This window comes from Cryptosporangium sp. NPDC051539 (assembly GCF_044454545.1).
In the GTDB taxonomy this organism is placed as follows: domain Bacteria; phylum Actinomycetota; class Actinomycetes; order Mycobacteriales; family Cryptosporangiaceae; genus Cryptosporangium.
Window position 1 is genome coordinate 183,230 of the sequence record NZ_JBITDV010000008.1, and the last position, 24,341, is coordinate 207,570.

A 24,341-nucleotide genomic window follows, 5' to 3' on the forward strand; every position below is an offset into this window, starting at 1 on the left:
CACACCGCGGCGGGGCCCCCCCGCCCCCCCCCGCCCCCCCCCCCCGCCCCCCCCCCCGCCCCCCCCCGGGCGGGGGGGCGCCCGTCGTGGTCTGCCGCTCAGCCGACCGGGGCCGGCTTGCGGGTGCGCTTGGGACGTTGCGCCGCCACACTGGCGCGGAGCGCGGCCTGGCCGGCGCCCTCACCGCGCAGCAGCGGCTCGAGGAACCGGCCGGTGTGGCTCGCCTCGACCGCCACGACCTCCTCGGGCGTGCCCTCGGCGACGACCTGGCCGCCCTTGTTGCCGCCCTCGGGCCCCATGTCGATGATCCAGTCGGCGGTCTTGATCACGTCGAGGTTGTGCTCGATCACGATCACCGTGTTGCCCTGGTCGACCAGCTTCTCCAGCACCCCGAGCAGCTTCCGGATGTCTTCGAAGTGCAGACCGGTCGTCGGCTCGTCGAGCACGTAGACCGTCCGCCCGGTCGACCGCTTCTGCAGCTCGGTGGCCAGCTTCACCCGCTGCGCCTCACCGCCGGAGAGCGTCGGCGCGGGCTGGCCGAGCCGCACGTACCCGAGGCCGACGTCGACCAGGGTCTGCAGGTACCGCTTGATCGCGGTGATCGGCGCGAAGAACTCCGCCGCCTCCTCGATCGGCATCTCCAGGACCTCGGCGATCGACTTGCCCTTGTAGTGCACCTCGAGCGTCTCCCGGTTGTACCGGGCGCCCTTGCAGACCTCGCACGGCACATAGACGTCGGGCAGGAAGTTCATCTCGATCTTGATCGTGCCGTCACCGGTGCAGGCCTCGCAGCGCCCGCCCTTGACGTTGAACGAGAACCGCCCCGGCCCGTAGCCGCGCACCTTCGCCTCGGTGGTCTCGGCGAACAGCTTGCGGATGCGGTCGAACACTCCCGTGTAGGTGGCCGGGTTCGACCGCGGTGTGCGGCCGATCGGCGACTGGTCGACGCCGACCACCTTGTCGACCTGGTCGAGCCCGGTGATGCGCTGGTGGCGTCCGGGCACCATCCGCGCCCCGTTGAGGGTGTTCGCCAGCACCGTGTAGAGGATGTCGTTGACCAGCGTCGACTTGCCCGAGCCGGAGACGCCGGTGACCGCGGTCAGCGTGCCGAGCGGGAACGCCACGTCGAGCCCGCGGAGGTTGTGTTCGCGCGCGCCTTTCACGACCAGGCGCCGCTTCGGGTCGGCCGGACGGCGGATCGCCGGCACCGGGATGTTCTGCCGCCCCGACAGGTACGCCCCGGTCAGCGATTCCTTGCTGGCCAGCAGGTCGCGCACGGTGCCGGAGACGACGACGTTGCCGCCGTGCTCACCGGCGCCGGGGCCGATGTCGACCACCCAGTCGGCCGCCGCGATCGTGTCTTCGTCGTGCTCGACGACGATCAGCGTGTTACCGAGCTCGCGCAGCCGCACCAGCGTCTCGATCAGCCGCCGGTTGTCGCGCTGGTGCAGGCCGATCGACGGCTCGTCCAGCACGTACAGGACGCCGACCAGCCCGGACCCGATCTGGGTGGCCAGCCGGATGCGCTGCGCCTCGCCACCGGACAGCGTGCCGGCGGGCCGGTCGAGCGACAGGTAGTCGAGCCCGACGTCGAGCAGGAAGCGCAGCCGTTCGTTGATCTCCTTCAGCACCTGGCCGGCGATCATCCGCTGCCGGTTGTCGAGCTGCAGGTCGGCCAGGAACGCCGCGCACTCGTCGATCGCCAGCGCCGACACCTGGGCGATGTTGCGGCCCGACAACCGGACGGCGAGCACCTCGGGCTTGAGCCGGGAACCGCGGCACACCGGGCACGGCACGTCCCGCATGTAGCCCTCGTACTTCTCCTTGCTCCACTCGGACTCGGTCTCCGAGTGCCGCCGCTCGAGGAACGGCATGACGCCCTCGAAGCTCGCGTAGTACGACCGTTTGCGCCCGTACCGGTTCGTGTATTGGACGTGCACCTGGGTGTCGTGCCCGTGCAGGATCGCCCGCTTCTGCTTCGCGGTGAGCTTCTCCCACGGCGTGTCGAGGTCGAAGCCCAGCGCGTCGCCGAGCCCGGACAGCAGCCGGAGGAAGTACTCGAGATTGTGCCCGGTCGACCACGGCTGGATCGCGCCCTCGCCGAGCGTCCGCTCGGGGTCGGGGATGATCAGCTCGGGGTCGACCTCTTTCCGGGTGCCGATACCGCTGCACTCGGGGCAAGCGCCGTACGGGGCGTTGAACGAGAACGTGCGCGGCTCGAGGTCTTCGATCGCGAGCGGGTGGTCGTTCGGGCAGGCGAAGTTCTCGGAGAACTTCCGCTCCCGCCCCGGGTCGTCGTCGGGCAGGTCGACGAAGTCGAGTACGACGATGCCGCCGGCCAGGCCGAGCGCGGTCTCCACCGAGTCGGTCAGCCGCCGCTGCGCGCTCTCTTTCACCGCGAGCCGGTCGACGACCACCTCGATCGTGTGCTTCTCCTGCTTCTTCAGCCTGGTGTCGCCCTCGGTGAACTCGGTCAGCGGCTGAACCACGCCGTCGACCCGCACCCGGGCGTAACCCTTCGCCTGGAGCTCGGAGAACAGGTCGAGGTACTCGCCCTTCCGGCCGCGGATGACCGGCGCCAGTACCTGGAACCGCACCCCGTCGGGCATCGCGAGCACCCGGTCGACGATCTGCTGCGGCGTCTGCCTGCTGATCTGCTCGTCGCAGACCGGGCAGTGCGGCACGCCCGCGCGCGCGAACAGCAGGCGCAGGTAGTCGTAGACCTCGGTGATCGTGCCGACGGTCGACCGCGGGTTGCGGTTGGTCGACTTCTGGTCGATCGAGACCGCAGGCGACAGACCCTCGATGAAGTCGACGTCGGGCTTGTCCATCTGACCGAGGAACTGCCGGGCGTAGGCGGAAAGTGACTCAACGTAGCGACGCTGGCCCTCGGCGAAGATCGTGTCGAACGCGAGGCTCGATTTACCCGAACCGGACAGGCCGGTGAAGACGATCAACGCGTCCCGGGGCAGATCGAGGTTGACGTCCCGAAGGTTGTGCTCGCGTGCTCCGCGCACGAGGAGCCGGTCGGCCACGGTGTTTCTCTTCCAGTCGTCGACGGAGATGCCAATCGCTTCAAACTTAGCTGCGGGGTCCGACAGTTTCTGCCCGGACTCGACCGGGTGTTCGAACGTACGATGCCCTCATGAGTCTCGAGAGCGACTACACCGGGCACGTCGATCCCCAGGGAGCTGCGGCTACCCGCGAGGCCGGCCCGCTGACGATCACCAAGGTCTCGGTCGGCCCGATGGACAACAACGCTTACTTCCTACGCAGTAATTCCACCGGCGAAACCCTGCTGATCGACGCGGCGAACGACGCGGGCACGCTGCTCCGGCTGCTCGGCGACGCGGAACTGGCGACGATCGTCACCACGCACCGGCACGGCGACCACTGGCAGGCGCTGGCCGAGGTCGCCAAGGAGACCAACGCCCGGCTGGTGGCCCACCCGGCGGACGCCGAGGCGCTGCCGGTCGTCGCCACCGATCTGGTGAACGACGGTGACACGATCACCGTCGGTGACGTCACGCTGGACGTCGTGCACCTGGTCGGGCACACTCCGGGCGCGATCGCACTGATCTACCGGGAGCCGGGCGGCCGTCCGCACCTGTTCACCGGCGACTCGTTGTTCCCCGGCGGGCCGGGCAAGACCAACAGCCCCGAAGACTTCCGATCGCTGATGAGCCACCTGGAGCGGAAGATCTTCGCCCGGCTCCCCGACGAGACCTGGGTCTACCCAGGTCACGGCGACGACACCACCCTCGGCAACGAGCGCCCGCACCTGAACGAATGGCGCGAGCGAGGCTGGTAGCGGAGCGCGGTCGGCATCACCCCTCCCAGACGCCGACCGCGTAGAACAGAGTGCCCAGCGACAGTCCTATGTGGCTCCCGTGCGCTCCCCCGAATGAGGTCGGGCTGACCCCCGGAGCGGACTTGGGGGCAGGCACCCTGTCCTCGGAGCGCGCGACCGGATAAGCACAGGACATGTATGCGGAGAGGGTCACTCTGACCCGGCCGGCTCGGCCGTCTCTTCCCGAGCGGGCCCGGTTGGCGACCACGGTTTTCGTGGTCGTGGTGGCCGCCGCCGCGGCGTCGATGGCTCTCCAGTGGCCGCTCCTGCGGCCCAACCCGCTGCTGTTCTCGGTCAATCTGCTGCTGGCCGTTCTGCACGCCGCGGTCGCCCCGCTGCTGCGCCAGGCCGGGGACGGCAAGCCCCGCAACGCGGTGCCGTGGGCGTTCGGCCTGGCCGGGGTCTGCCGGTCGGGCACCTGGGTCGGCTGGTGGAGCCACTCCGTGCCGCCGATCCTGGGCTACCTGTTCAACTCCGCGTTCTGGCTCCTGATGTCCGTCGCGCTGCTGCTCTGGACGCACCGGGCGAACCGGTGGGAGCGGCGGTACCTGGTGGCGGCGGGATGCGCGCTGCTCGTCGGTGACCTCGCGATGGCCGCGACCGATGCCTCCACGGCGGCCCGGTCGCTGGTCAACGGGCTCGGCCTGCTGATGATCATCGCGTTCCTCACGCTGGTCGTCCGGCGGCTCGGCCAGGCCCGCGGGCTGGAGCGCCGGGCGCTGCGCACCGCGCAACTACCGACCGTGATCACCGGGCTCGCGGTGCTGATCGCCTGGCCGCTGGCCGACACGGCCAACCGGGGCGGCCTGCTCTGGCTACCGACCGTCATCGGCATCGCGCTGCTCGCCCTGCCGCTCACGGTCGTCGTCGCGACCGCCCGGCTCGCGGCCGAGCGCGCCGAGGTGGCCGACGCGGTCACCGGCCTGTCGTGGCCGGCCAGCCCGCACCGCCTGCAGTCGGCGCTGCGCCGGGCCCTGCGCGACCCGTCGATCGAGGTCGGCTACTGGGTCCCGGGCCTGCGGCGTTACGTCGACGCGGACGGGCGCGAGGTCGAGGTTCCCGGCGACGACCGGTTCGCGATGATCTGCCAGGACGACCGGACGGCCGACGACCTCCGCCCGTTCGCCCTCGCCGCCACGAACGGCGTCCCCGGCGGGAGCGGCACCCGGTCCGACGTCCCCAGGAACGACGTGCACCCGATCGACGTCCATATGAACGCGGAGCCGGTGGCGATCCTGGTCGGAGGCCCGCACCACCGCCACCGGACCGACCTGGTCGCGACGGCCGTGCGCGCGGCCGGGCCGGCACTGGCGGTGGCCGGCCTCCAGGCCGGGCTCAGCGCCGAGCGGCGCGATCTGACCGCGGCCCACCGCGAGGTGGAGGAGTCCCGGTGGGCCGAGCGAAGACGTCTGGAGCAGAACCTGCACGACGGTGCGCAGCACCGGCTGGCGGCCCTGACCATGCGTCTCGGGGCCGCCAGTGCCACCGTGCCGCTCGAACCCCGGGCCAAGGACCTGGTCGGCGAAATCCAGGACGAGATCCGGGAGGTGCTGCGTGAGCTCCGCGAGTTGGCGGACGGCATCCATCCGTCCACACTGACCGAGGCCGGGCTCGGGCCGGCCCTGGAGGCGGTGGCCGACCGGTTTCCGGTACCGGTCACGATCACCGCACCAGCGCGCCGCTTCCCGCCGGTGGTAGAAGCGGTGGCGTACTACTCGACGACCGAGGTGCTGACGATCGTGACAAGACAGTTGAACGCCGCCGAGATCCGGGTCGAGGTCTCGGCCCTGGGTGGCGACCTCTGGGTACGGACGACCGGAGTGGGGGCGATGAGCATCGACGCGGCCAGGAGCGCGAAATATTTCGCGCCGCTGAGCAGCGGGATCCGCGCGATCGGGGGCGAACTGTTCGCGCCGGCCGAAGGCGCCGACGACGAGAACTACGCAGTGGCGACGAGGATCCCGTGCGCGTAGCGGTCGCTGACGACGCGGCGCTGTTCCGCGACGGGCTCTGCCTGCTGCTCTCCGCCGCCGGAGTCGAGGTCGCCGCGGTGGCCGACAACGGCGACGAGATCGTCCGCCAGGTCGAGGCGGATCCGCCGGACGTGGTGATCCTCGACATCCGGATGCCTCCCAAGCCCGACGGCGGGCTCGCCACCGCCGAGCAGTTACGCGCGAAGCTGCCCGACCTGGGCATCCTCATGCTGTCGCACTACACCGAGACGCCGTACCTGATGCGGCTGCTCGAGATCGGCTCCCGCGGGGTCGGGTACCGGCTGAAAGAGCAGGTCGCCGACGTCGCGACGCTGCAGGACACGCTGCAGCGGATCGCCGCGGGCGACACCGTGATCGAACCCGAGGTCGTCGAGCGGCTGCTCGAGCAGCGCCGCAAACGCTCGACCAGCCCCGGGGTCTCGCAGCTCACCGAGCGCGAGAAAGACGTCCTGCGCCACATGGCCGAGGGCCGCTCGAACAGCGGCATCGCCGAGTTACTCGTCCTCAACCAGAAAACGGTCGAGAAACACATCGCGAGCATCTTCTCCAAACTCGGCTTACCGGCCACCGAAACCGGCCACCACCGGCGGGTTTCCGCTGTTCTCGCCTACCTGCGGGCACGGCGCCACGGCGACGGCCCCGAGTTGTAGAACGGCCCAGCGCGGTTGGTGCGCACGCCCATCACAAATACAGAGCGACCACAAGCAATCACAGCACCCCCGTCGTACCCCTAGGGTGACGACGTGGTGAAAGTGGTCGACCCCCGCCCGCCGGCGGTCGGTGCCGGGGTCGGCGCCGCGCTGGCCGCGGTCGCGAGTGGGTGGCCACACTGGCAGGTCCACTCGATCGCGGCCGCGATCACGGTGCTGGAGTGCGGCACGACCGCCGCGGCCGGCGTGCTGCTCGCGACGTCCCGGCGTACGCGTCGGAGCGGGCTGTTGCTGCTGATCGCGGCGTTCTGCTGGGCGCTCACCTGGCTGGCCGCCTGGGACGCCGGGGCCGGGCCGCTGCTCGGCGTGTTCGCGCAGTCGTTCTTCTTCGTCTCGGGCAGCGTCGGCATCCTGTATTACCCCGACGGCCGCCTGCACGGCCGGCCGGAACGGTGGTGGGCGATCTCCGCCGCGATCGTCCTGATCGGCGGGCAGGTCGCGCTGTGCCTGGCCACCGCGCCCTCGCGGTACGGCTTCGACGACGACATCGTCTGGCCGTGGGTGTTCCGGTCGCACGCGATCGAGACGCTGACGTTCGCGGTGGTGACGACGCTCACGATCGCGCTCGCGGCGAGCTTCGCCGGCGTGATCTGGTGGCGGCAGCGGCTGCTGCGGGGCGTCGAGCGGGCGATGACGCTGCCGGTGCTGGCGGCGGTCGCGGTGGTCGGCCTGCTGTCGGCGTTCGTCCAGACCGGAGCGATCAGCGGGCTCGACCGGCAACTCGACGCCTACCTGGTGCAGGGGACGCTCGCGCTGGCGTTGCCACTGGCGCTGCTGGCGGTGGGGCTGCGACGGCGCTGGGCCGAGGTCGCGGTCGCCGACCAGCTGCTGCAGCTGACCCGGCCGCCGTCGGCCGACCGGGTCCGGGACGCGTTCCGGGTGGTGCTGCGCGACCCGACGCTCGACGTCTGGTTCTGGGTGCCGCGGCAGGGCCAGTACGTGGACTACGCCGGCCGGGTGGTGGGACCGCCGTCGGAGGACCCGGAGCGGTGGCGCCTGGACGTCGAGACCGAGCGCGCCCAGCGGCTGGCGATCGTCGACGTGGACGCGGATTTGCGCCGGCACGAGGGGCTCGTCACGTCGGCGCTGCTGGCCGGGCGGCGGGCGCTGGAGAACGCACAGCTGCAGACCGAGGTGCAGGCGCGGATCGAGCAGGTCCGGGCGGCCCAGATGCGGCTGCTGCAGGCCGAGGCGACCGAGCGTCAGCGGATGGAGCGCGACCTGCACGACGGTGCCCAGCAGCGGCTGGTCGCGCTGGCGATGCGCCTCGGTGCGGTCGAGGCTTCGGTCGACGACCCGGAGACCCGGGAGCAGCTGCGCGAGGCCAGGGAGGCGGCCACCCAGGCGCTGGCCGAGCTGCGCGCGTTCGCCCGCGGTATCCACCCGGGGCAGCTCACCGAGGAAGGATTACCGGCCGCGCTGGAGAGCCTGGCCGAGCGGCTCGATCTCGAGGTCGACCTGCAGGTGACCGACGTCCGGCCGTCGCCGGGGCTGGAGCGCGCGCTGTACCTGGCGCTGGCCGAGGCCCTGACCAACGCGGCCAGGCACTCCGGCGTCGACGAGGTCGCGGTGCGCGTCGTCGTCGAGGGCCCGATGCTGGTGGGCGAAGTCAAGGATGCCGGTGGCGGCGGCGCGAAGGCGAAGCCGAACGGCGGGCTGGCCGGAATCCGCGACCAGGCCCGGGCGCTCGGCGGCGACGTCGAGATCCTCAGTTCGGCCGAGACCGGCACCGCGGTCCGCGTGCGCCTGCCGCTCGACTAACAGCCGTTTCGGGGAGGTGGCTGTCCCCCACATCTCAGTGACTTACTCGATACTGAGAGCCACCAGACGACATTTGGGTCACCGGTAAACGATGGTGGAGGAATGGTGGCAGCCCCCGCACAAAACACCGAGCCGGATACGACGGCTCGGGTTCAGCACGCCGACCGACTGATCGAGCGGGCGATGGAGGAGCACGACCCGCACCTGCTCGACGAGGCCGTCGTGCTGCTCCGGGGAGTGGCTGCCGAGCTTCCGGCCGACGACCCGACCCGGCTCGCTCCGCTGTGGAGCCTGAAGTCCGCGCTGCAGGTGCGGTACGGCGTCTACGCGCACCCGGCCGACCTCGACGACGCGGTCGCGCTGCTCCGCGAGCTGCTGGCCGGCACGCCGGGCCAGCACCCGGCGGTCGTCGACGCCCGGGCCGACCTGGCCGACACGCTGCTCGGCCGGTACCGCGAGACCGAGCAGGAGACCGACCTGGCCGAGGCGCTGTCGCTCTACGAGAGCGGGCTACCGAACCTGCCCGCGAGCCACCCGGCCCGCCCGGGCTTCCTGGCCGGGTACTCCGACGCGCTGCTCGCCCGGGCCGAGGCCGCGCAAGACACCCAGGTACTGGACGACGCGATCCGTGCCGCCGGTGCGGCGGTGGACGCGATGCCCACCGGCGACCCGCGGACGCCGAGCGCGCTGTGCACGCTCGGGCTCGCGCTCCGGCTCCGATTCCGGGTCCGGGGACGTCCGGCCGACATCGACGCCGGGGTCACGACCCTGCGCCAGTCGGCCGAGCTCGCCTCGGACGCGGACCCGAACCGGCCGGGCTTCTTCGCGAACCTCGGCCTCGCGCTCGCCGACCGGCACGCGCTGGCCGGCGAGCGCTCCGATCTCGACCAGGCCATCGACGCGCTGCGGCTGGCGGTCGACGGGCTGCCACCGGAGAGCCCGGAGCAGCACGAGGCCTCGTGGTGTCTCGCCGCCGTGCTCAAGGAGCGCTGGGACTCCGACGGCAGCGCGGCCGACCTGGACGACGCGATCGCCTGCGCCCGGGCGTCGATCGCCAGTGGGCCGAGCGGCCACCCCGGCCTCGCCGTGCGCCGCTGGCAGCTCGGGGACGCGCTGTTCGAGCGGTTCGAACTGCACGAGCGTCGCGATGACCTCGACGAGGCGGTCGCGACGCTGCGGCAGGCGTCGGTGTCGGCGCAGCGCACCGGCACGCCGGAGCCCGCCGCGGTGAACATCCGGCTCGCGACCGTGCTGGCCGAGCGCTACGAGCGGTACGGCGCCGAGGCCGACATCGGCGAGGCGCTCGAGCTCGGGCAGGCCGCGGTGGCCGCGACCGGCGACGATCACCCCGACCTGCCGTCGCGGGTCGCTTCGCTCGGGTACCTGCTGCAGACCAGCAGCCACCGCCCCGGCCGGGACGCCGACCTCGACGAGGCCGTCGGCCTCCTCCGCGAGGCTCTCCGCGCCCCGCTGCGCACGCCGCCGATCGCCGGTTCCGTTCCCACCGGGCCGGACGCACCGGAGCCGGACGAGGTGCCGGTCGAGCCGCCGATCGAGGTGCCGGGCGAGGTGCCGGGCGAGGTGCCGGGCGACAGCACGTCCGAGCAGGACGGTCGGAACGCGGTGACGTTCCGGCTGGGCCTGGCGCTCAGCGAGCGGTTCGACCGGCGGGGCGCACTCGCCGACCTGGAGGCCGCGATCGCCGCCTACCGGACGCTGCGCGAGGCCACGCCGGAGGACCACCCGCTCCACGAACTCGCCGGAGACACGGTGGCCACGCTGGAGCGCACCCGGGCCGACAGCGCCTGACCGGCCGGGGCCGGCCCGCGACGCCGGGCCGGCCCCACCGGATCAGTTCTGGTTGATCCGCAGCCCCATCAGCACGCCCTGCACGACCGAGTCACTCATGCTGCTCTCGCCCACCGCGAGCACGACGACGGTCAACAATGCCGCCGCACCCACCGCCACCAGCACCGCGACGAGCACCAGCGCCAACACGAGCGCCTCCCGCCCGCCCCGCACGGGTGCGGCTCCGACCGGCACGGGCGCGGGCCCGTCGTCACGCAGATGCGCCGGCCGCCTGATCCTCCGGTGATCGCCCACTCCGAAGCTCATGGCTCGGTCCTCCCGGTAGCCCCTCGCTCTGTGCGGCCCCGTCATGCCGCGACGCCCGCGGCACCCTCGTGCGTCCAGCCTTTATCGCCCGTTTTGCGGAATCTCTAAAACACGGCTGTTACCGACGAAACGGGCAGTTGTTCCGGATGAGACATCGGAGAAATCGTTCGAGTCTTCACTCAATACAGGGACGGCGAAACGCCTACGCGAGCCGCATCCTACCCGCTGCCGGACTTCCTACTCGAAGGATTCGAGCCATGCGAATGGTCCCGGAAACGCTGGACGGACGTGAGTTACCGGTTGTCGTGATCGGAGGCGGCCAGGCGGGCCTCTCGATCAGCTGGCACCTCACCCAGCGCGGTGTGGACCACCTCGTCCTCGAGCGTCATCGTGTCGGTCACGAGTGGCGCACCCGTCGATGGGACTCGTTCTGCCTGGTCACCCCGAACTGGCAGTGCGACCTCCCCGGGCACCCGTACAGCGGCGACGACCCGGACGGATTCATGGTCAGGGACGAGATCCTGGACTACCTGGGCGCGTACGTCGAGAAGTTCCCGGTTCCCCTCGTCGAGGGCGTCGAAGCCACCCGGCTGCGCAGCCGCCCGGACGGACGCTACGAGCTCCGGACGACGCTGGGCACGCTGATCGCCGCCCAGGTCGTGATCGCCACCGGCCCGTACCAGGTCCCGGTCGTCCCGCGGCTGGCCGAGCGCCTTCCCGCCGAGGTAACCCAGCTCCACTCGTCCGGCTACCGCAACGCCGGTCAGCTCCCCGACGGCGACGTCCTGGTGATCGGCAGCGGCCAGTCCGGCGCCCAGATCGCCGAAGACCTGCACCTCGCCGGCCGGACCGTCCACCTCGCCGTCGGCAGCGCGCCCCGGGTCGCCCGGTTCTACCGGGGCCGGGACGTCGTCGCCTGGCTGGACGAGCTGGGCTACTACCGCCGCACGATCGACGATTTCGCCGACGCCGACGCGGTCCGGTTCCGGGTCAACCACTACGTCACCGGCCGGGACGGCGGTCGCGACATCGACCTGCGTGCGTTCGCCCGGCAGGGCATGCGTCTGTACGGCCGGTTGCGGTCGGTCGGGGACACGCTGCGCTTCGACGACGACCTGGCCGCCAACCTCGACGGTGCCGACCGGGTCTCCGAGTCGATCAAGGACTCGATCGACGAGTACATCGCCGCGACCGGCGTCGACGCCCCGGAGGAGCCCCGCTACACGCCGGTCTGGACCCCGGCCGACGCGGAGCACGACGTGCGCGAACTCGACCCGGGACACCTCGCCGCGGTCGTCTGGAGCACCGGTTTCGGCCCTGACCACCGCTGGATCGAGGCACCGGTCTTCAACGGCCGGGGCTACCCGGTGCACGACCGGGGCGTCACCCCGGTGCCCGGCCTGTACTTCCTCGGCCTGCCCTGGCAGTGGACGTGGGGCTCGGGGCGGTTCGGCGGCGTCGGCGCCGACGCCGCGTACCTCGCCGAGCAGATCAGCGTGCCCCGGACCGGCGTCCACTGGCTCGCGGGCACACCTACCGAGACCTACTCCACCGAGTGGGCCCCGGCGCGGTCGGCATGAACGACGCCCACCGCCACCTCGGCGTCCTGCCCGCCTACCCGTTCTACGGCGGACCGCCGGTGCATCCCGACGTCTCCGCCCGGGCCACCCTGTCCGAGCTGATCACAGACCTGGACGCCGAAGGCACCGAGCGCGCGCTGGTCATCCCGAACTACGGCGTACCCGACCCGGCCGTCGCGTTCGGCTTCAACGAACTCGTCGTCGAGGCGGCGCAGAAGGACGACCGGATCCGCGCCGGTCTCTGGGTCTCCGCGAAGCCGTCGGACGCGTCCCGCACCGCGGACGCGCTGAGGCTCGCGCACGAACCCGGCGTCCGGGCGCTCAAGCTCAGCTTCCTGCTCGGCGGCCGGGTGACCGACGCCGACATCCGGCCCGGCCTGGACGCGATCTTCGCCGCGGCCCGGGAGCACGACCTCACGGTTCACGTCCACACCTCGCCCGGCGCCGCGTCCGACATCGACGAGATCGGGTCCCTGGTCGAGGACTACGCGGGCGACGCCCGGATCCACCTCGTGCACTTCGGCGGCGGGATGAGCGGCCACATCAAGCTGATCTCGGGCCGGTTCTTCGACTGGATCGCGTCCGGCAAGCAGGTCTACACCGACCTGTCCTGGGCGATCGGCTTCGCCCCGCGCTGGCTCGCCGCCGAGATCGAGCGCCGCGGGATCGGACACGACCGGATCCTCTTCGCCAGCGACGAGCCCTGGGGCGACTTCGCCGGCGAGCACGCCCGGCTCCGAGCCGTCACCGGCGACGGCGAACTCGCCCGCCACATCTTCACCGACACGTTCGACACCCTCTACCGCTAAGGACGAATCATGACCGCGGAGACCACCACCCCGGCCCTCACCGAGACCGAGCAGGCCAGCCTGACCGAGATCCCCCACCCGTCGCTTCCGCCGGGCAGCAGCCTCTACGGCGGCACGAAAGTCTTCCCGGACTACCAGGCCGAGCCCGGAGAAACGTATTTCACGCTGGTACACGGCATCGCGCACGAGTCCTCGGTGAGCTTCGTCGCGATCCTGCAGGCCACTCGCGCACAGCGGAAGGGCTTCGAGTCCGCGATCTACTTCTACGGCCCGGGCTCGCTGAACTGCCTGGCCACCCGCGGCTTCCCGACCACCGGCAGCGCGGCGTTCCCGGGCGAGCTCAACATCAACGACTCGCTGAAGACGTTCATCGCCGAGGGCGGCAAGGTCTACTGCTGCCGGTTCGGGCTGTCGCTGCACGGCGCCCGCGAGGAGGACCTGATCGAGGGCGTGATCCCGACGCACCCGCTCGACGTCCAGGACGCGCTGATCCACTACGCGCGCAAGGGCGCGATCATCAACTCCACGTACATGTTCTGACCATGACTCTCAGCACGAGAGTCGACGCGGCGGCCCAAGGACCAGTGGCGTCGCGCGACGCACTAGGCACACGGGTCGGCGTAGCAACCGAAGGACCAGTGGCGTCGCGCGACGCACTAGGCACACGGGTCGGCGTAGCAACCCGGGGCGTCGTGCTCGACGCCCCGGTTCGCCGGCCCGACGGCGCCGGTCCGAGCAACGACGGGCACGTCGTGCTCGACGGCGCCAACGCGGCCATCCCTCTGGTCCTCGACAGCCCGTACACGGCGCACGACGGGCGTCTGCTCTATCTCGGCGAAGACACCGGACTCTCGCTCGACGTGGTTCGCCGCCCGCGCTTCTACGACCTCGCGACCGTCGACGGCATCTCCTACGAACAGATCGCGCGTCTGCACGGCCGGAACGTCCTGGCCACCACCGTCGTGCAGACCTGCATCCGGTACGCCGAGGACCAGCGGTGCCGGTTCTGCACGATCGAGGAGTCGCTCCGCTCCGGCGCGACGATCGCGGCCAAGACCCCGGCGCAGCTCGCCGAGGTGGCCGAGGCCGCGGTCCGCCTGGACGGCATCACCCAGATGGTGATGACGACCGGCACCACCACCGGACCCGACCGCGGCGCCCGCAACCTGGTGCGCTGCGTCCGGGCGGTCCTCGACCGGGTGCCCGGGCTCCCGATCCAGGTCCAGATCGAGCCGCCCGGCGATCTCGCCGTGCTCACCGACCTGAAGAACGCCGGTACGACCGCGATCGGCATCCACGCCGAGTCGCTCGACGACGACGTCCGTCGCGCCTGGATGCCCGGCAAGGGCAGTGTTCCCCTCTCCGAGTACACGGCCGCCTGGGACGAGGCCGTCCGCGTCTTCGGACCGAACCGGGTCTCGACGTACCTGCTGGTCGGTCTCGGGGAGGACCCGGACGAGCTGGTCGCGGGCGCGGCCGGCCTGATCGACCGCGGGGTCTACCCGTTCGTGGTGCCCTTCCGTCCGATGCCCGGCACGCTGGCCCGCCGCGACGGCGTGACCGCTCCCCCGCCGTCGCTGGTGCGCGACGTCACCGCGCGCGTCGGCGCACTGCTCCGCGCGGCCGGCATGTCCGGTGCCGACCAGACCGCCGGCTGTGCCGCCTGCGGCGCCTGCAGCGCGCTCCCGTCAGCTGGTGGTTGAGGTGTCCTTGATCCACGACAGGCAGCGGAACACCGTGGGCGGTGGCGTCCGTCCACTGCTGGACGTGCCCACGCTGACCGGCGGTGACCGCCCGGCTTTCACGATCGGGCGCGCCGACGACCTGGCGCCGTACCACGCCCTGCGGCGAGCCGTGTTCGTCGACGAGCAGGGGCTCTTCGCCGGCCACGACCTCGACGACCGGGACGACGATCCGCGCACGGTCGTGCTCGTGGCCCGCGACCACTCGGGGACGGTCGTCGGTGGCGTGCGGCTCGGCCCGGCGCTGGACGGGCCGGACATCGGCTGGTGGACGGGAGGCCGCCTCGCCGTCGCACCCGGCTGGCGCGCGGGGGCGCGTCGCCGCGGAGCCGGATCGGGCCGGAGCACTTCCGGCGTGGGACCGGCTCTGGTGCGGGCGGCCTGCGCCTACGCCGAGAACGCCGGGGTGCTGCGGTTCGAAGCGACAGTGCAGCCCCGGGCCGCGACGATGTTCCGGCGTCTGGGCTGGGACCGCGTGCGCGAGGTGCGCGCGGCCGGGCGTCCGCACGAGCTCATGCGGTGGCCGATCGGACGGATCGCCGACCTCGTGGCGGCGACCAAACGCGACCTCGGCGGGCTGCTGCACGGGCTCGCGCCGGGCGGCGCCGGGTGGGTCGGGGACGACGGCGCGCCGGTACCCGGGTCCGACCTGATCGCCGCCTGCGACGCGGTCCTGCCGTCGATGGTCGAGCGGGATCCGGCCTGGGCGGGCTGGTGCGGCGTGCTGGTCAACGTCAACGACCTGGCCGCGATGGGAGCGCACCCGGTCGGCCTGCTCGACGCGCTGGGCGCCCGCGACCCGGCGCACGCCGCCGGGGTGCTGGCTGGCGTCCGCGCGGCCGCGCGCGCCTACGGGGTCCCGATCCTCGGCGGTCACACCCAGCTCGGCGTGCCGGGTGCGCTCGCGATCACCGCGCTCGGCCGTCTCCCGTCCGGCGCGGCGGCCGTGCCCGGCGGCGGCGGACGCCCGGGGCACCACGTCCGGCTCACGGTCGACCTCGGCGGGAGCTGGCGCCCCGGGTACACCGGCCGGCAGTGGGACTCGACGTCGTTGCGCACCACCGAGGAACTGCGGGCGATGACCGGGCTGGTCGCCGCGGCCCGCCCGGCCGCCGCCAAAGACGTCTCGATGGCCGGTATCGCCGGGACGCTCGGGATGCTGGCCGAGGCGAGCGGCTGCCGCGCCGTCCTGGACGTGCACGCCGTACCCGTCCCGCCCGGCGCACCACTCGGTGACTGGCTCACCTGCTTTCCCGGCTTCGGCATGCTCACGACCGACGTCCCGGGCGCACCGGCGCCGCCCGCCGGGCCGGCGACCGGCGCGGTCTGCGGCGGGCTCGAACCCGGATCCGGCGTGGCACTGCGCTGGCCGGACGGCGAAACGACCGACGTGATCGCGGCCGGCGTCACCGGCCTCGGCGCCGCCCACCCGGGCCGGACCGATACCGGCCCGGGCCCGGGCGGATGGGGTCCGGGCGGATGGGGTCCGGGCGAAGCGGGTCCGGGCGGGTCACCGCACACGCTCGACGCTCCCAGGAGGCAGCAATGACCGCGAACTCGCTCACGATGGCGGCCGTCGCGGCGCCGTTCGACCGCGATCTCGACGCCGATTTCGCGCGGATCCGGTCCCTGATCGCCGACGCCCGCGCGCAGGGCGTCCGCCTGATGGCCTTGCCCGAAGCAGCGCTCGGCGGATACCTGGCCGACCTGGACGGCGCGGCCGAAGGGCCGCCCGCGCTCGCCGTCGACGGTCCGGAGATCGCCCGGCTGGCCGCCCTCGCCGGAGAGATGGTGATCGTCGCCGGGTACTGCGAGGCGGTCGACGACGGGACGAAGTACAACAGCGCGGTCTGCGTCAGCGGGGACGGGGTGCTGGGCAACCACCGCAAGGTGCACCAGCCGCTGGCGGAGGACGCGTCCTACGGCGCGGGCGACCAGTTCACCGCGTTCGACACTCCGGTCGGGCGGATCGGCACGATGATCTGCTACGACAAGGCGTTCCCGGAGTCGGCGCGGGCGCTGGCGCTGGACGGCGCCGAGATCATCGTCTGCGTCTCGGCCTGGCCGGGCAGCCGCACGAACGCCTCCGCCGACCTCAGCCGAGACCGCTGGAAGCGCCGGTTCGACCTGTTCGACCAGGCCCGGGCGCTGGAGAACCAGGTGGTCTGGCTGTCCGCGAACCAGACCGGGACGTACGGGTCGCTGCGTTTCGTCGGCAGCGCGAAGGTGGTCGACCCGGGCGGCGAGGTGCTCGCGGACACCGGGGTCGCCGGTGGACTGGCGGTCGCGTCGCTGGACGTCACGCAGGCGCTGGAAACCGCCCGGCGGTCGATGGGGCACCTCCGCGACCGGCGTCCGGACGCGTACCCGGTCCTGGGAGGACGCCCCGCGGCGGCGTTACCCTGAACGCCATGGGCGTGATCCGCATCGGAGCGGTCTCGGCCCACTTCGGCCGCAACCTCGACTTCGATCTCGAGCGGATCGCCCGGTTGATCGAGCAGGCGCGCGCCGACCGGGTCGGGCTGCTCGTGCTCCCCGACGCCGCCCTCGGCGGGTACCTCGACCTGCAGCGACCCGACGCGGAGACGCTGCCGCCGCCGATCGAGCTGGACGGGCCGCTGATCGAGCGGGTCCGGGCGATGGCCGGCGAGATGATCGTCTGCCTGGGCCTTCGCGAGGCGGCCGGTGAGCACCGGTACAACACCGCGGTCTGCCTGTCCGGGGACGGGATCCTCGGCACGCACCGCAAAGTGCACCAGCCGGCCGGCGAAGCCGTCGCGTACACCGCCGGCGACGAGTTCACGGCCTTCGACACTCCGATCGGACGGCTCGGCATGCTCGTCGACTACGACAAGACGTTCCCGGAATCCGCGCGGACGCTCGCGCTCGACGGCGCCGAGATACTGGCCTGCCTGTCGGCGTGGCCGACCAGCGTGACGAACCGGGCGCCGCGGATGGCCGACGACCGGCAGTCGCGGCTGTTCGACCTGTACGACTGCGCGCGGGCGGCGGAGAACCAGGTCGTACTGGCGTCGTCGAACCAGACCGGGACGCTGGGCGGAATGCGGTTCCTGGGCCAGGCCAAAGTGGTCGGTCCGGGCGGTGACGTGCTGGCGCGGACGTGGTCGAAGGCCGGGACGGCGGTCGCGGAGCTGGACGTGGCGGCGGAGATCGCGCGGGCCCGCCGGGTGCTGGCCCATCTGTCCGAACGACGTCCGGGGGCGTACTCGTGAGGGTGGCGCTGCTGACCTACTCGACGAAGCCGCGCGGCGGAGTGGTGCACACGCTGGCGCTGGCCGAGGCGCTGGCGGCCCTGGGTGTGGACGTGACCGTGTGGACGCTCGGGCGGGACGGAGACGGCGGGTTCTTCCGGGCCGTTTCGGTCCCGGTGCGGGTGGTGCCGTTCCCGGCGGTCGAGGGCGAGTCCGTGGGGGCGAGGATCCTGCGGTCGATCGCGGTGCTGCGAGACGCGTTCGAGCCCTCGGACTACGACGTCGTACACGCCCAGGACTGCATCAGCGCGAACGCGGTCCGCGGCGTGCCGTACGTCCGCACCGTGCACCACCTCGACCACTTCACGACGCCGGAGCTGGCCGCGTGCCACGAGCGGGCGATCGTGGAGCCGGCCGCGCACGTGTGCGTCTCGGCCGCGGTCGCGGCGGAGGTGCGGTCGGGGTGGGGCCTGACCCCGACGGTGATCCCGAACGGCGTGGACGCCGCCCGGTTCCGCGCCGCCGCCGGAGACACCCGGTGGCGCGCCCGGCTGGGCCGGTACGTGCTCGCGGTCGGCGGCATCGAGCCGCGCAAGGGCTCGCTCGAGCTGCTGGAGGCGTACGCGCTCCTGGGCCGGCCGGACGTGAACCTGGTGATCGCCGGTGGCGAGACGCTGTTCGACTACCGCGCCTACCGCGCACGGTGGGAATCGCGGGCGGTGGAACTCGGGCTCTCCCCGGTCGTGCTGGGCCCGGTGGACCACGACGCGCTGCCGTCGCTGGTGGCCGCCGCGGACGTGTTCGCGTTCCCGTCGGTGAAGGAGGGCTTCGGGCTGGCCGCGCTGGAGGCCCTGGCCGCCGGAGTTCCGGTGGTGACCAGCGATCTCCCGGTCCTGCGGGAGGTGTTCGGCGACACCGTCACGTTCGCCGCCGACGTCCCCGGCCTGGCGACCGCGATCGGGGCGGCCCTGGACGACGGACCGGTCCGCGCGCGGGCCGGACGCGCGCTGGCCGAACGGTTCACCTGGGAGGCCGCCGCCCGCGCGCATCTCGGCTTCTACCGATCGCTGGTCGGGGCAGGTTCGCCGGACGTTCACCGCACGGACCAGCCGTCGTGTGCGGGAACCCCCACCATCGATGTGTGATCGGACCGTTATCGGCCGCGGGAACCCGCCGTAAGAGCGGAGTTCACCCCGCGGCGCCGGGAGTCGTGTTGCTGGTCTCGTGCGTGCTCGTCGACGCGCTGGACCGCGGTGCACCGCGTCTCGCGGTGGCGCTTCTCGGGCTGCTCCTCACCGCCTGGCTCAGCTGGCGGGCCTTCAGCCCGGCCCGCTTCTTCGGGTGACGGGCCGGGCTGCAGGCCCGCGGCCGGCCCGTCACCCGTCGATCAGTCCGGGAGCACGTGCGCGGCGCTACCGACGATGAGCGGGTCGGGCGCGCCGACGATCTCCTCGTCCTTGTTCGCGTAGTCGAACCGCGAGAGCACGTACCGCATCGCCTCGACCCGGGCGCGCTTCTTGTCGTTGCTGCGCACCACGGTCCAGGGCGCCTCGGCGAGGTCCGTGTTCAGGAACATCGCCTCCTTGGCCTTCGTGTACGCGTCCCACTTGTCCAGCGACGCGATGTCGGTCGGCGAGAGCTTCCACTGCCGCACCGGGTCGATCTCGCGGATCGTGAACCGGGTGCGCTGCTCGGACTGCGTCACCGAGAACCAGAGCTTGATCAGGTGCATGCCGTTCTCGACCAGCATCTGCTCGAACTTCGGCACGTCGCTGAAGAACTGCTCGTACTGCTCGTCCGAGCAGAAACCCATGACCCGCTCGACCCCGGCCCGGTTGTACCAGGACCGGTCGAACATCGTGATTTCGCCCGCGGCCGGCAGGTGCCCGACGTAGCGCTGGAAGTACCACTGGCTCTGCTCGCGGTCGGTCGGCTTCTCCAGCGCGATCACCGAGGCACCGCGCGGGTTGAGGTGCTCCATGAACCGCTTGATCGTCCCGCCCTTGCCCGCGGCGTCGCGGCCCTCGAACAGGATGACCATCCGGTCGCCGGTGTCCTTGATGTGGTTCTGCAGTTTGAGCAGCTCGATCTGCAGGAGCCGCTTCACCCGGTTGTACTCGTCCCGCGACATCCGCTCCGAGTACGGGTAACTCTCGCGCCAGGTGTCGACCGGGCTGCCGTCCGCGTGGAGCAGCACCGGGTCGTCCTCGGGGTTGTCCTGGACCTTGTACCCGCCGGCCCGCGCCAGCACGAAGCGACCGGTCTCGTCGTAAAGCTCCGAGCCGTCCCGCTCGCTCACCGTCCGGTCGCTCATTCCGGCCCCTTCCGTGCATCGGCCACAGTCCGCCGCAACCGTCGCTCAGCCGCATGAACGCCCGGTGAACGAGGTCAGGCGGGGTGCGGGTCGGTCGCCGTCGCCAGCGCCTCCTCCACCGCCGTCCGCAGATGCGCCCGCCGGAGCGGGGTGTGCAGCACGGCCGTCACGCCGGGAGCGTCGTCGAGCTCCGACCGGCGGGTGGAGAGCGGCGCCACGACAAGAACCGGCACGCCCGGGTCGCGGCCCGGCAACTGCTCGGTTCCCACCACGGCGAGCACCTCTCCGTCCGGCTCGGTCCGCACGTCGGCGCCCCAGCTGGCCAGATGTACCCCGAGCGCCTTCGCGGTAATCGCGTCCTCGTGCCTGAGCAGCACGCTCCGGCCGGACAGGGGCTGGTCGTCCGGATCGGTGATCGACTCGGCGGCGACCTCCAGGTGCACGGTGCTGGTGAACGTCGACCCGACCCCGAGCTCGGACGCGACCGTGAGCTCGCCGTCCATCCGATGGCTCAGCTCACGGGCGATCGAGAGGCCCAGGCCGGTGCCACCGAACCGCCTGGTCGTCGACACGTCCGCCTGCGCGAACGGCACGAAGATCCGCTCCAGCGCGTCCGGCGAGATCCCGATGCCGGTGTCGTGGACAGCGAACGAGACGCAGGCGCGGCCGTCGTCACCGCGCTGGGTCGTCAGCTGCACCCAGACGTTGCCGTCGGCGGTGAACTTCACGGCGTTGACCAGCAGGTTCACCAGGATCTGCCGGATCCGGGTCGGGTCGCCGCGGGCGGTTCGCGGGGTGTTCGGCTCGAACACCGCCGCCAGCCCGAGGTCCTTCGCCGCGGCCTGCGGCGCCGCGATCGCCAGCGCGTCCTCCACGCAGCTGATCAGGTCGAACGTGATCGACTCGAACGTGAAGTGGCCCGCCTCGAGCTTGGAGAAGTCGAGCAGGTCGTCCATCAGGCTGCGCAGGTGCTCTCCGGCCGCCTGGATCGGCCGGAGGTAGTCGGCCTGCTCCCCGCTCAGCTCGGTCTCCCCGAGCAGTTCCGCGAAGCCGATCACCGAGTTCAGCGGGTTGCGGATCTCGTGGCCCATGTCGGCGAGGAACGCCGCCTTGGCCCGGGTCGCGGCCTCGGCCGCGACCCGGGCCTGCTCCAGGGCGTCGGTCTGCGCGGACAGCTCCGCGTACAACGCCATCAGCCCCCGGCTGGTTTCGTTCAACTCCGCGCGGAGCGCGGTGACCTCGGCGACCAGCGCGGCGACGTCGGGCGTCTCCCCGGTCACGACGAACTCCGGTGGACGACGACCACGGTGGCGTCGTCGGTACCGCGGGTGTGGTCGCGGTGCAGAACCGCCGCCACCACCGCGGCGTCGTGCTCGAACAGCCCGCGGTAGCCGTCGGCCTCGAGCCGGCTGCGCAGGCCGTCGGTCCAGAGCACGAGCGTGGCGCCGGGCGGCCAGTCGTGGTGCTGGACCCGCGCGCGCGGCGCCTGGGCGCTCAGCCCCACGCTCCCGCTGAACGTCGCGATCCCCTTCTCCGCGTTCCCGGCGAAGATCCGGCCGTTGACGTTGCCCAGCGCCAGCGAGGAGATCCGGTCCGCGGCCGGGTCGAGCACGCACAGGTTGACCACCGCGCCCCGGGTGCCTCGTGCGGCGTCGTTGGCCCTGGCCGCGAACGACGCGAGTTCCGTCGGCGCGGCCCCGAACACGTCGAGGACGACGTCGGTGGCCACCGACGCGGCGACGCCGTGCCCCACACCGTCCACGACCGCGACGGCCAGCCGCCCGTCGTCGGCTTCGATCGTGGACCAGCCGTCACCGTTCGCCTCGAACAGCCCGACCGAGACGCCCGCGGCCGCTCGGCGCGCGAGCGGCGCGGCGTCCGCCTGGAGTACGTCGACCAGAGAGAGCACGACGGTGCCGGACCCGGCCCGGGTGTGGAGGTCGACCAGGCCGGACGCGCGGCGGACCGACGCCAGACCGCAACCGAGACCCTTCGGGGCCGGTGCGCGACCGCTGAGCGCGGCCTCGGGGTCGCGGATCCCGGGCCCTCGGTCCACCGCGAGGATCTCCACCCAGCGGGGCGCCACCGGACGCAGCAGCATCCAGCCGTCCGGGTCGGCGTGACGCAGCAGGTTCGTGCTCAGCTCGGTCGCGACCAGCTCGGCCCGGGTGATGCCGAGCTGATCCGCGCCGAGCTCGGCGGCCAGCTGGTGGGCGGTCCGCCTGGCCTCGCCGACGGCGGAGTCCTCCGAGACCACGACGCGCGTGTGGGTGGTGCTCCGGACGCCCGACCGGTCGTCTACCGACCCCATTGGGTGATCACCACCGTCGTCCCCCGGCCGGGCCCGGTGTCGATCGAGAACTCGTCGACGAGCCGCCGGCTGCCGGGGAGCCCGAGACCCAGACCGCCGCCGGTGGTGAAGTTGTCGGACATCGCCGCGTCCAGGTCGGGGATGCCGGGGCCGGAGTCGGTGAACGTGGCCCGGACGCCCTTCCGGGCGCCCTCCTCGAGAGCCTCGATCAGCACCTCGCCCTGGCCGTGCGTCGCGTACCGCACGATGTTGCGGGCGAGCTCGCTGCCGGCCGTGATGAACTTCGTGGCCGACGTCAGGCCGAGGCCCGCCACCTGGGACTCCGCACGGAGCGTCGTGCGAACCCGCAGCAGGTCGGATTCGGCACCGATCGACACCGTGTGGACGTCAGTCGAGCCGGTCATCCCGCAGCCCTTGGAGACGGGCCAGACCCTGCTCGGCGTTGAGCGCGGTGTGCACGTGTTTCATCGACACACCCAGCTCGACGAGCGTGATCGCGACCGCCGGCTGCATGCCGACGAGCGTCGCCTGGGCGCCGAGCAGCCGGGCCATCCCGACCAGCCGGGCGATGACCCTGGCGACGAACGAGTCGACCAGCGACAGCCCGCTGATGTCGATCAGCATGCCCTTGGCGTGCGTGCGCGCGACCTCCTTGGTCACGACCCGCTCGATCTGCTCGACCATGGCGTCCTCCAGCTCGCCCTGCAGCGTCACCAGCAGGTTCGAGCCGATCCGCATCATCGGCACCTCGTCAGGCATCGACGGTCGGCCTCTCGATCCCGGCCGGTGCACCCACCAGCCGCAGAGCCAGCTGGAGAGCGTCCTTGAGGTTGCTGCGGCAGCGCAGCGAACCGAGCTCGATGCCGAGGTGGACGATCGCCTGCGCGGTCTCCGGCCGGATGCCGGAGAGCACGCTGATGCTGCCCATCAGGCGAGCCGCCTCGACGGTCTTGAGCAGGTGCTGCGCGACCTCGGTGTCGACCGCCGGCACGCCGCTGACGTCGAGGATCACGACCTCGGCCTGGTCGCGCGCGATCCGCTCGAGCAGGTTCTCGGTCAGCCGGGCCGCGCGGGCGCTGTCCAGCGTCCCGATCACCGGCAGCACGAGGACGTCGTCCCAGACCTGGATGACCGGCGTGGAGAGCTCGAGGATCTCGTCGCGCTGGCGGGCCACCAGTTGCTCGGCCTCGCGTCGCTCGCTCTGGTCCCGGGCAATCTTGACGAAGCCGATCACGGTGCCGTCCGGGCTGGTGATCGGGCTGAGGACGTCGTTGGCCCAGAATCTGCTGCCGTCCCGGCGCACGCGCCAGCCTTCACCCTCGTATCGGCCTTCGCGCACCGCGGCGGCGATCTCCCGCTCCGGGACACCGCGCCGGACCTCGTCCTCGGCGTAGAACATCGAGACCGGCTGGCCCATGACTTCGGCCGCCGAGTACTGGCGCAGCCGCTCGGCCCCGGGGTTCCAGGACTGGACGTTGCCGTCCGCGTCGAGGCGGATCACCTCGTAGTCGGTGATGCCGTTGATCATCTCCTCGATGCTGCGCAGCGCGATCTCCTGGTCGCGACGCTCGGTGAGGTCGCGGAACAGCATCACGTAGCCGCCGGTGTGGGGTAGCGGCGTGATCGTGACCGTGGCCCAGAACCGGCCTCCGTCCCGCTTGAGGCGCCACCCCTCGGCGACGTAGCGGCCGGTCGAGCTCGCGGCGGCGAGCTCCTCGCGCAGGACCGCCTGCGCGTCGTCGCCCGGGAGCAGCATCGCCTCCGAGCGGCCGAGAGCTTCGTCCGGCGGGTAGCCGGTCATGTCGGCCATCGCACCGTGCCAGCCCCGGATGACGCCGTCATCGTCCAGCCGGACCAGGCCGAAGTCGGTGATGGCGTCGACCATCTCCCGGTACTCGGCGCCGTCTTCACCCGTTGTGTCACCCACGCCAGCCTCCCGCAAA

22 protein-coding genes are annotated in these 24,341 nt (G+C 72.1%); 14 read left to right on the forward strand and 8 right to left on the reverse strand.

The features are described 5' to 3' along the window. Window positions 1-98: 98 nt before the first annotated feature. Window positions 99-3,035, reverse strand: coding sequence for an excinuclease ABC subunit UvrA (gene uvrA / locus ACIBZJ_RS25135; protein ID WP_395933553.1), 2,937 nt, complete (start codon window positions 3,033-3,035; stop codon window positions 99-101). 110 nt (window positions 3,036-3,145) lie between these two features. Here uvrA and ACIBZJ_RS25140 point away from each other — a divergent pair, with 110 nt between their 5' ends. The 5 genes from ACIBZJ_RS25140 (at window position 3,146) to ACIBZJ_RS25160 (ending at window position 10,124) form a co-directional block, all read left to right on the forward strand. Continuing rightward, window positions 3,146-3,811, forward strand: coding sequence for an MBL fold metallo-hydrolase (locus ACIBZJ_RS25140; RefSeq protein ID WP_395933555.1), 666 nt, complete (start codon window positions 3,146-3,148; stop codon window positions 3,809-3,811). Window positions 3,812-3,984: 173 nt separating this feature from the next. Continuing rightward, a complete protein-coding gene (locus tag ACIBZJ_RS25145) occupies window positions 3,985-5,823 on the forward strand; it encodes a sensor histidine kinase (protein WP_395933557.1) in 1,839 nt (612 codons plus the stop codon). Further along, entirely contained in the window at window positions 5,814-6,494 is a 681-nt protein-coding gene (locus tag ACIBZJ_RS25150) for a response regulator (RefSeq protein ID WP_395933558.1), read from the forward strand. Before ACIBZJ_RS25145 ends, ACIBZJ_RS25150 begins: the two co-directional genes overlap by 10 nt. Before the next feature lie 93 nt (window positions 6,495-6,587). After that, window positions 6,588-8,315 (forward strand): histidine kinase, encoded by a 1,728-nt coding sequence (locus ACIBZJ_RS25155; RefSeq protein WP_395933559.1) that lies wholly within the window; start codon window positions 6,588-6,590, stop codon window positions 8,313-8,315. 183 nt (window positions 8,316-8,498) lie between these two features. Then, complete coding sequence (locus tag ACIBZJ_RS25160; protein ID WP_395933561.1) at window positions 8,499-10,124, forward strand: tetratricopeptide repeat protein; 1,626 nt, start codon at window positions 8,499-8,501, stop codon at window positions 10,122-10,124. Window positions 10,125-10,166: 42 nt separating this feature from the next. Here ACIBZJ_RS25160 and ACIBZJ_RS25165 read toward each other — a convergent pair whose 3' ends face one another. Then, entirely contained in the window at window positions 10,167-10,430 is a 264-nt protein-coding gene (locus tag ACIBZJ_RS25165; RefSeq protein ID WP_395933563.1) for a hypothetical protein, read from the reverse strand. Between the two features lie 263 nt (window positions 10,431-10,693). On the opposite strand from ACIBZJ_RS25165, the gene ACIBZJ_RS25170 reads away from it, so the two are divergent. From ACIBZJ_RS25170 to ACIBZJ_RS25210, 9 genes are read left to right on the forward strand one after another with little or no spacing between them, the layout of a single operon-like run. Next, window positions 10,694-12,010, forward strand: coding sequence for an MSMEG_0569 family flavin-dependent oxidoreductase (locus tag ACIBZJ_RS25170; RefSeq protein ID WP_395934100.1), 1,317 nt, complete (start codon window positions 10,694-10,696; stop codon window positions 12,008-12,010). Beyond that, a complete protein-coding gene (locus ACIBZJ_RS25175; RefSeq protein WP_395933565.1) occupies window positions 12,007-12,819 on the forward strand; it encodes an amidohydrolase family protein in 813 nt (270 codons plus the stop codon). The genes ACIBZJ_RS25170 and ACIBZJ_RS25175 overlap by 4 nt, the downstream gene beginning before the upstream one ends. 9 nt (window positions 12,820-12,828) lie before the next feature. Further along, window positions 12,829-13,359: an MSMEG_0572/Sll0783 family nitrogen starvation response protein gene (locus ACIBZJ_RS25180; protein ID WP_395933567.1), complete on the forward strand. Its 531-nt coding sequence runs from the start codon at window positions 12,829-12,831 to the stop codon at window positions 13,357-13,359. 2 nt (window positions 13,360-13,361) lie between these two features. Then, entirely contained in the window at window positions 13,362-14,522 is a 1,161-nt protein-coding gene (locus ACIBZJ_RS25185; RefSeq protein WP_395933569.1) for an MSMEG_0568 family radical SAM protein, read from the forward strand. A gap of 55 nt (window positions 14,523-14,577) precedes the next feature. Beyond that, a complete protein-coding gene (locus tag ACIBZJ_RS25190; RefSeq protein WP_395934102.1) occupies window positions 14,578-16,110 on the forward strand; it encodes an MSMEG_0567/sll0787 family protein in 1,533 nt (510 codons plus the stop codon). Then, window positions 16,107-16,967, forward strand: coding sequence for a carbon-nitrogen hydrolase family protein (locus ACIBZJ_RS25195; RefSeq protein WP_395933571.1), 861 nt, complete (start codon window positions 16,107-16,109; stop codon window positions 16,965-16,967). Before ACIBZJ_RS25190 ends, ACIBZJ_RS25195 begins: the two co-directional genes overlap by 4 nt. 5 nt (window positions 16,968-16,972) lie before the next feature. Continuing rightward, a complete protein-coding gene (locus tag ACIBZJ_RS25200) occupies window positions 16,973-17,794 on the forward strand; it encodes a carbon-nitrogen hydrolase family protein (protein ID WP_395933573.1) in 822 nt (273 codons plus the stop codon). Further along, window positions 17,791-18,918, forward strand: a complete 1,128-nt coding sequence (locus ACIBZJ_RS25205; RefSeq protein WP_395933575.1) for an MSMEG_0565 family glycosyltransferase — start codon at window positions 17,791-17,793, stop codon at window positions 18,916-18,918. Before ACIBZJ_RS25200 ends, ACIBZJ_RS25205 begins: the two co-directional genes overlap by 4 nt. After that, window positions 18,915-19,118 (forward strand): hypothetical protein, encoded by a 204-nt coding sequence (locus ACIBZJ_RS25210; protein WP_395933577.1) that lies wholly within the window; start codon window positions 18,915-18,917, stop codon window positions 19,116-19,118. The genes ACIBZJ_RS25205 and ACIBZJ_RS25210 overlap by 4 nt, the downstream gene beginning before the upstream one ends. Window positions 19,119-19,160: 42 nt before the next feature. On the opposite strand, the gene ppk2 is transcribed toward ACIBZJ_RS25210, so the two are convergent. The 6 genes from ppk2 to ACIBZJ_RS25240 all read right to left on the reverse strand — a co-directional run bounded on the left by ppk2 (window position 19,161) and on the right by ACIBZJ_RS25240 (window position 24,325). Continuing rightward, window positions 19,161-20,087 (reverse strand): polyphosphate kinase 2, encoded by a 927-nt coding sequence (ppk2, locus tag ACIBZJ_RS25215; RefSeq protein ID WP_395933579.1) that lies wholly within the window; start codon window positions 20,085-20,087, stop codon window positions 19,161-19,163. A gap of 74 nt (window positions 20,088-20,161) precedes the next feature. Further along, window positions 20,162-21,367: an ATP-binding protein gene (locus ACIBZJ_RS25220; RefSeq protein WP_395933581.1), complete on the reverse strand. Its 1,206-nt coding sequence runs from the start codon at window positions 21,365-21,367 to the stop codon at window positions 20,162-20,164. Beyond that, window positions 21,364-22,398 (reverse strand): SpoIIE family protein phosphatase, encoded by a 1,035-nt coding sequence (locus tag ACIBZJ_RS25225; protein WP_395933583.1) that lies wholly within the window; start codon window positions 22,396-22,398, stop codon window positions 21,364-21,366. Before ACIBZJ_RS25225 ends, ACIBZJ_RS25220 begins: the two co-directional genes overlap by 4 nt. Continuing rightward, the gene (locus ACIBZJ_RS25230; protein ID WP_395933585.1) at window positions 22,386-22,802 is read right to left on the reverse strand and encodes an ATP-binding protein; all 417 of its coding nucleotides are present in this window, start codon (window positions 22,800-22,802) and stop codon (window positions 22,386-22,388) included. The genes ACIBZJ_RS25225 and ACIBZJ_RS25230 overlap by 13 nt, the downstream gene beginning before the upstream one ends. Then, a complete protein-coding gene (locus ACIBZJ_RS25235) occupies window positions 22,786-23,157 on the reverse strand; it encodes an STAS domain-containing protein (RefSeq protein ID WP_395933586.1) in 372 nt (123 codons plus the stop codon). Before ACIBZJ_RS25235 ends, ACIBZJ_RS25230 begins: the two co-directional genes overlap by 17 nt. Beyond that, window positions 23,150-24,325 (reverse strand): PAS domain S-box protein, encoded by a 1,176-nt coding sequence (locus ACIBZJ_RS25240; RefSeq protein ID WP_395933588.1) that lies wholly within the window; start codon window positions 24,323-24,325, stop codon window positions 23,150-23,152. The genes ACIBZJ_RS25235 and ACIBZJ_RS25240 overlap by 8 nt, the downstream gene beginning before the upstream one ends. Window positions 24,326-24,341 lie beyond the last annotated feature (16 nt).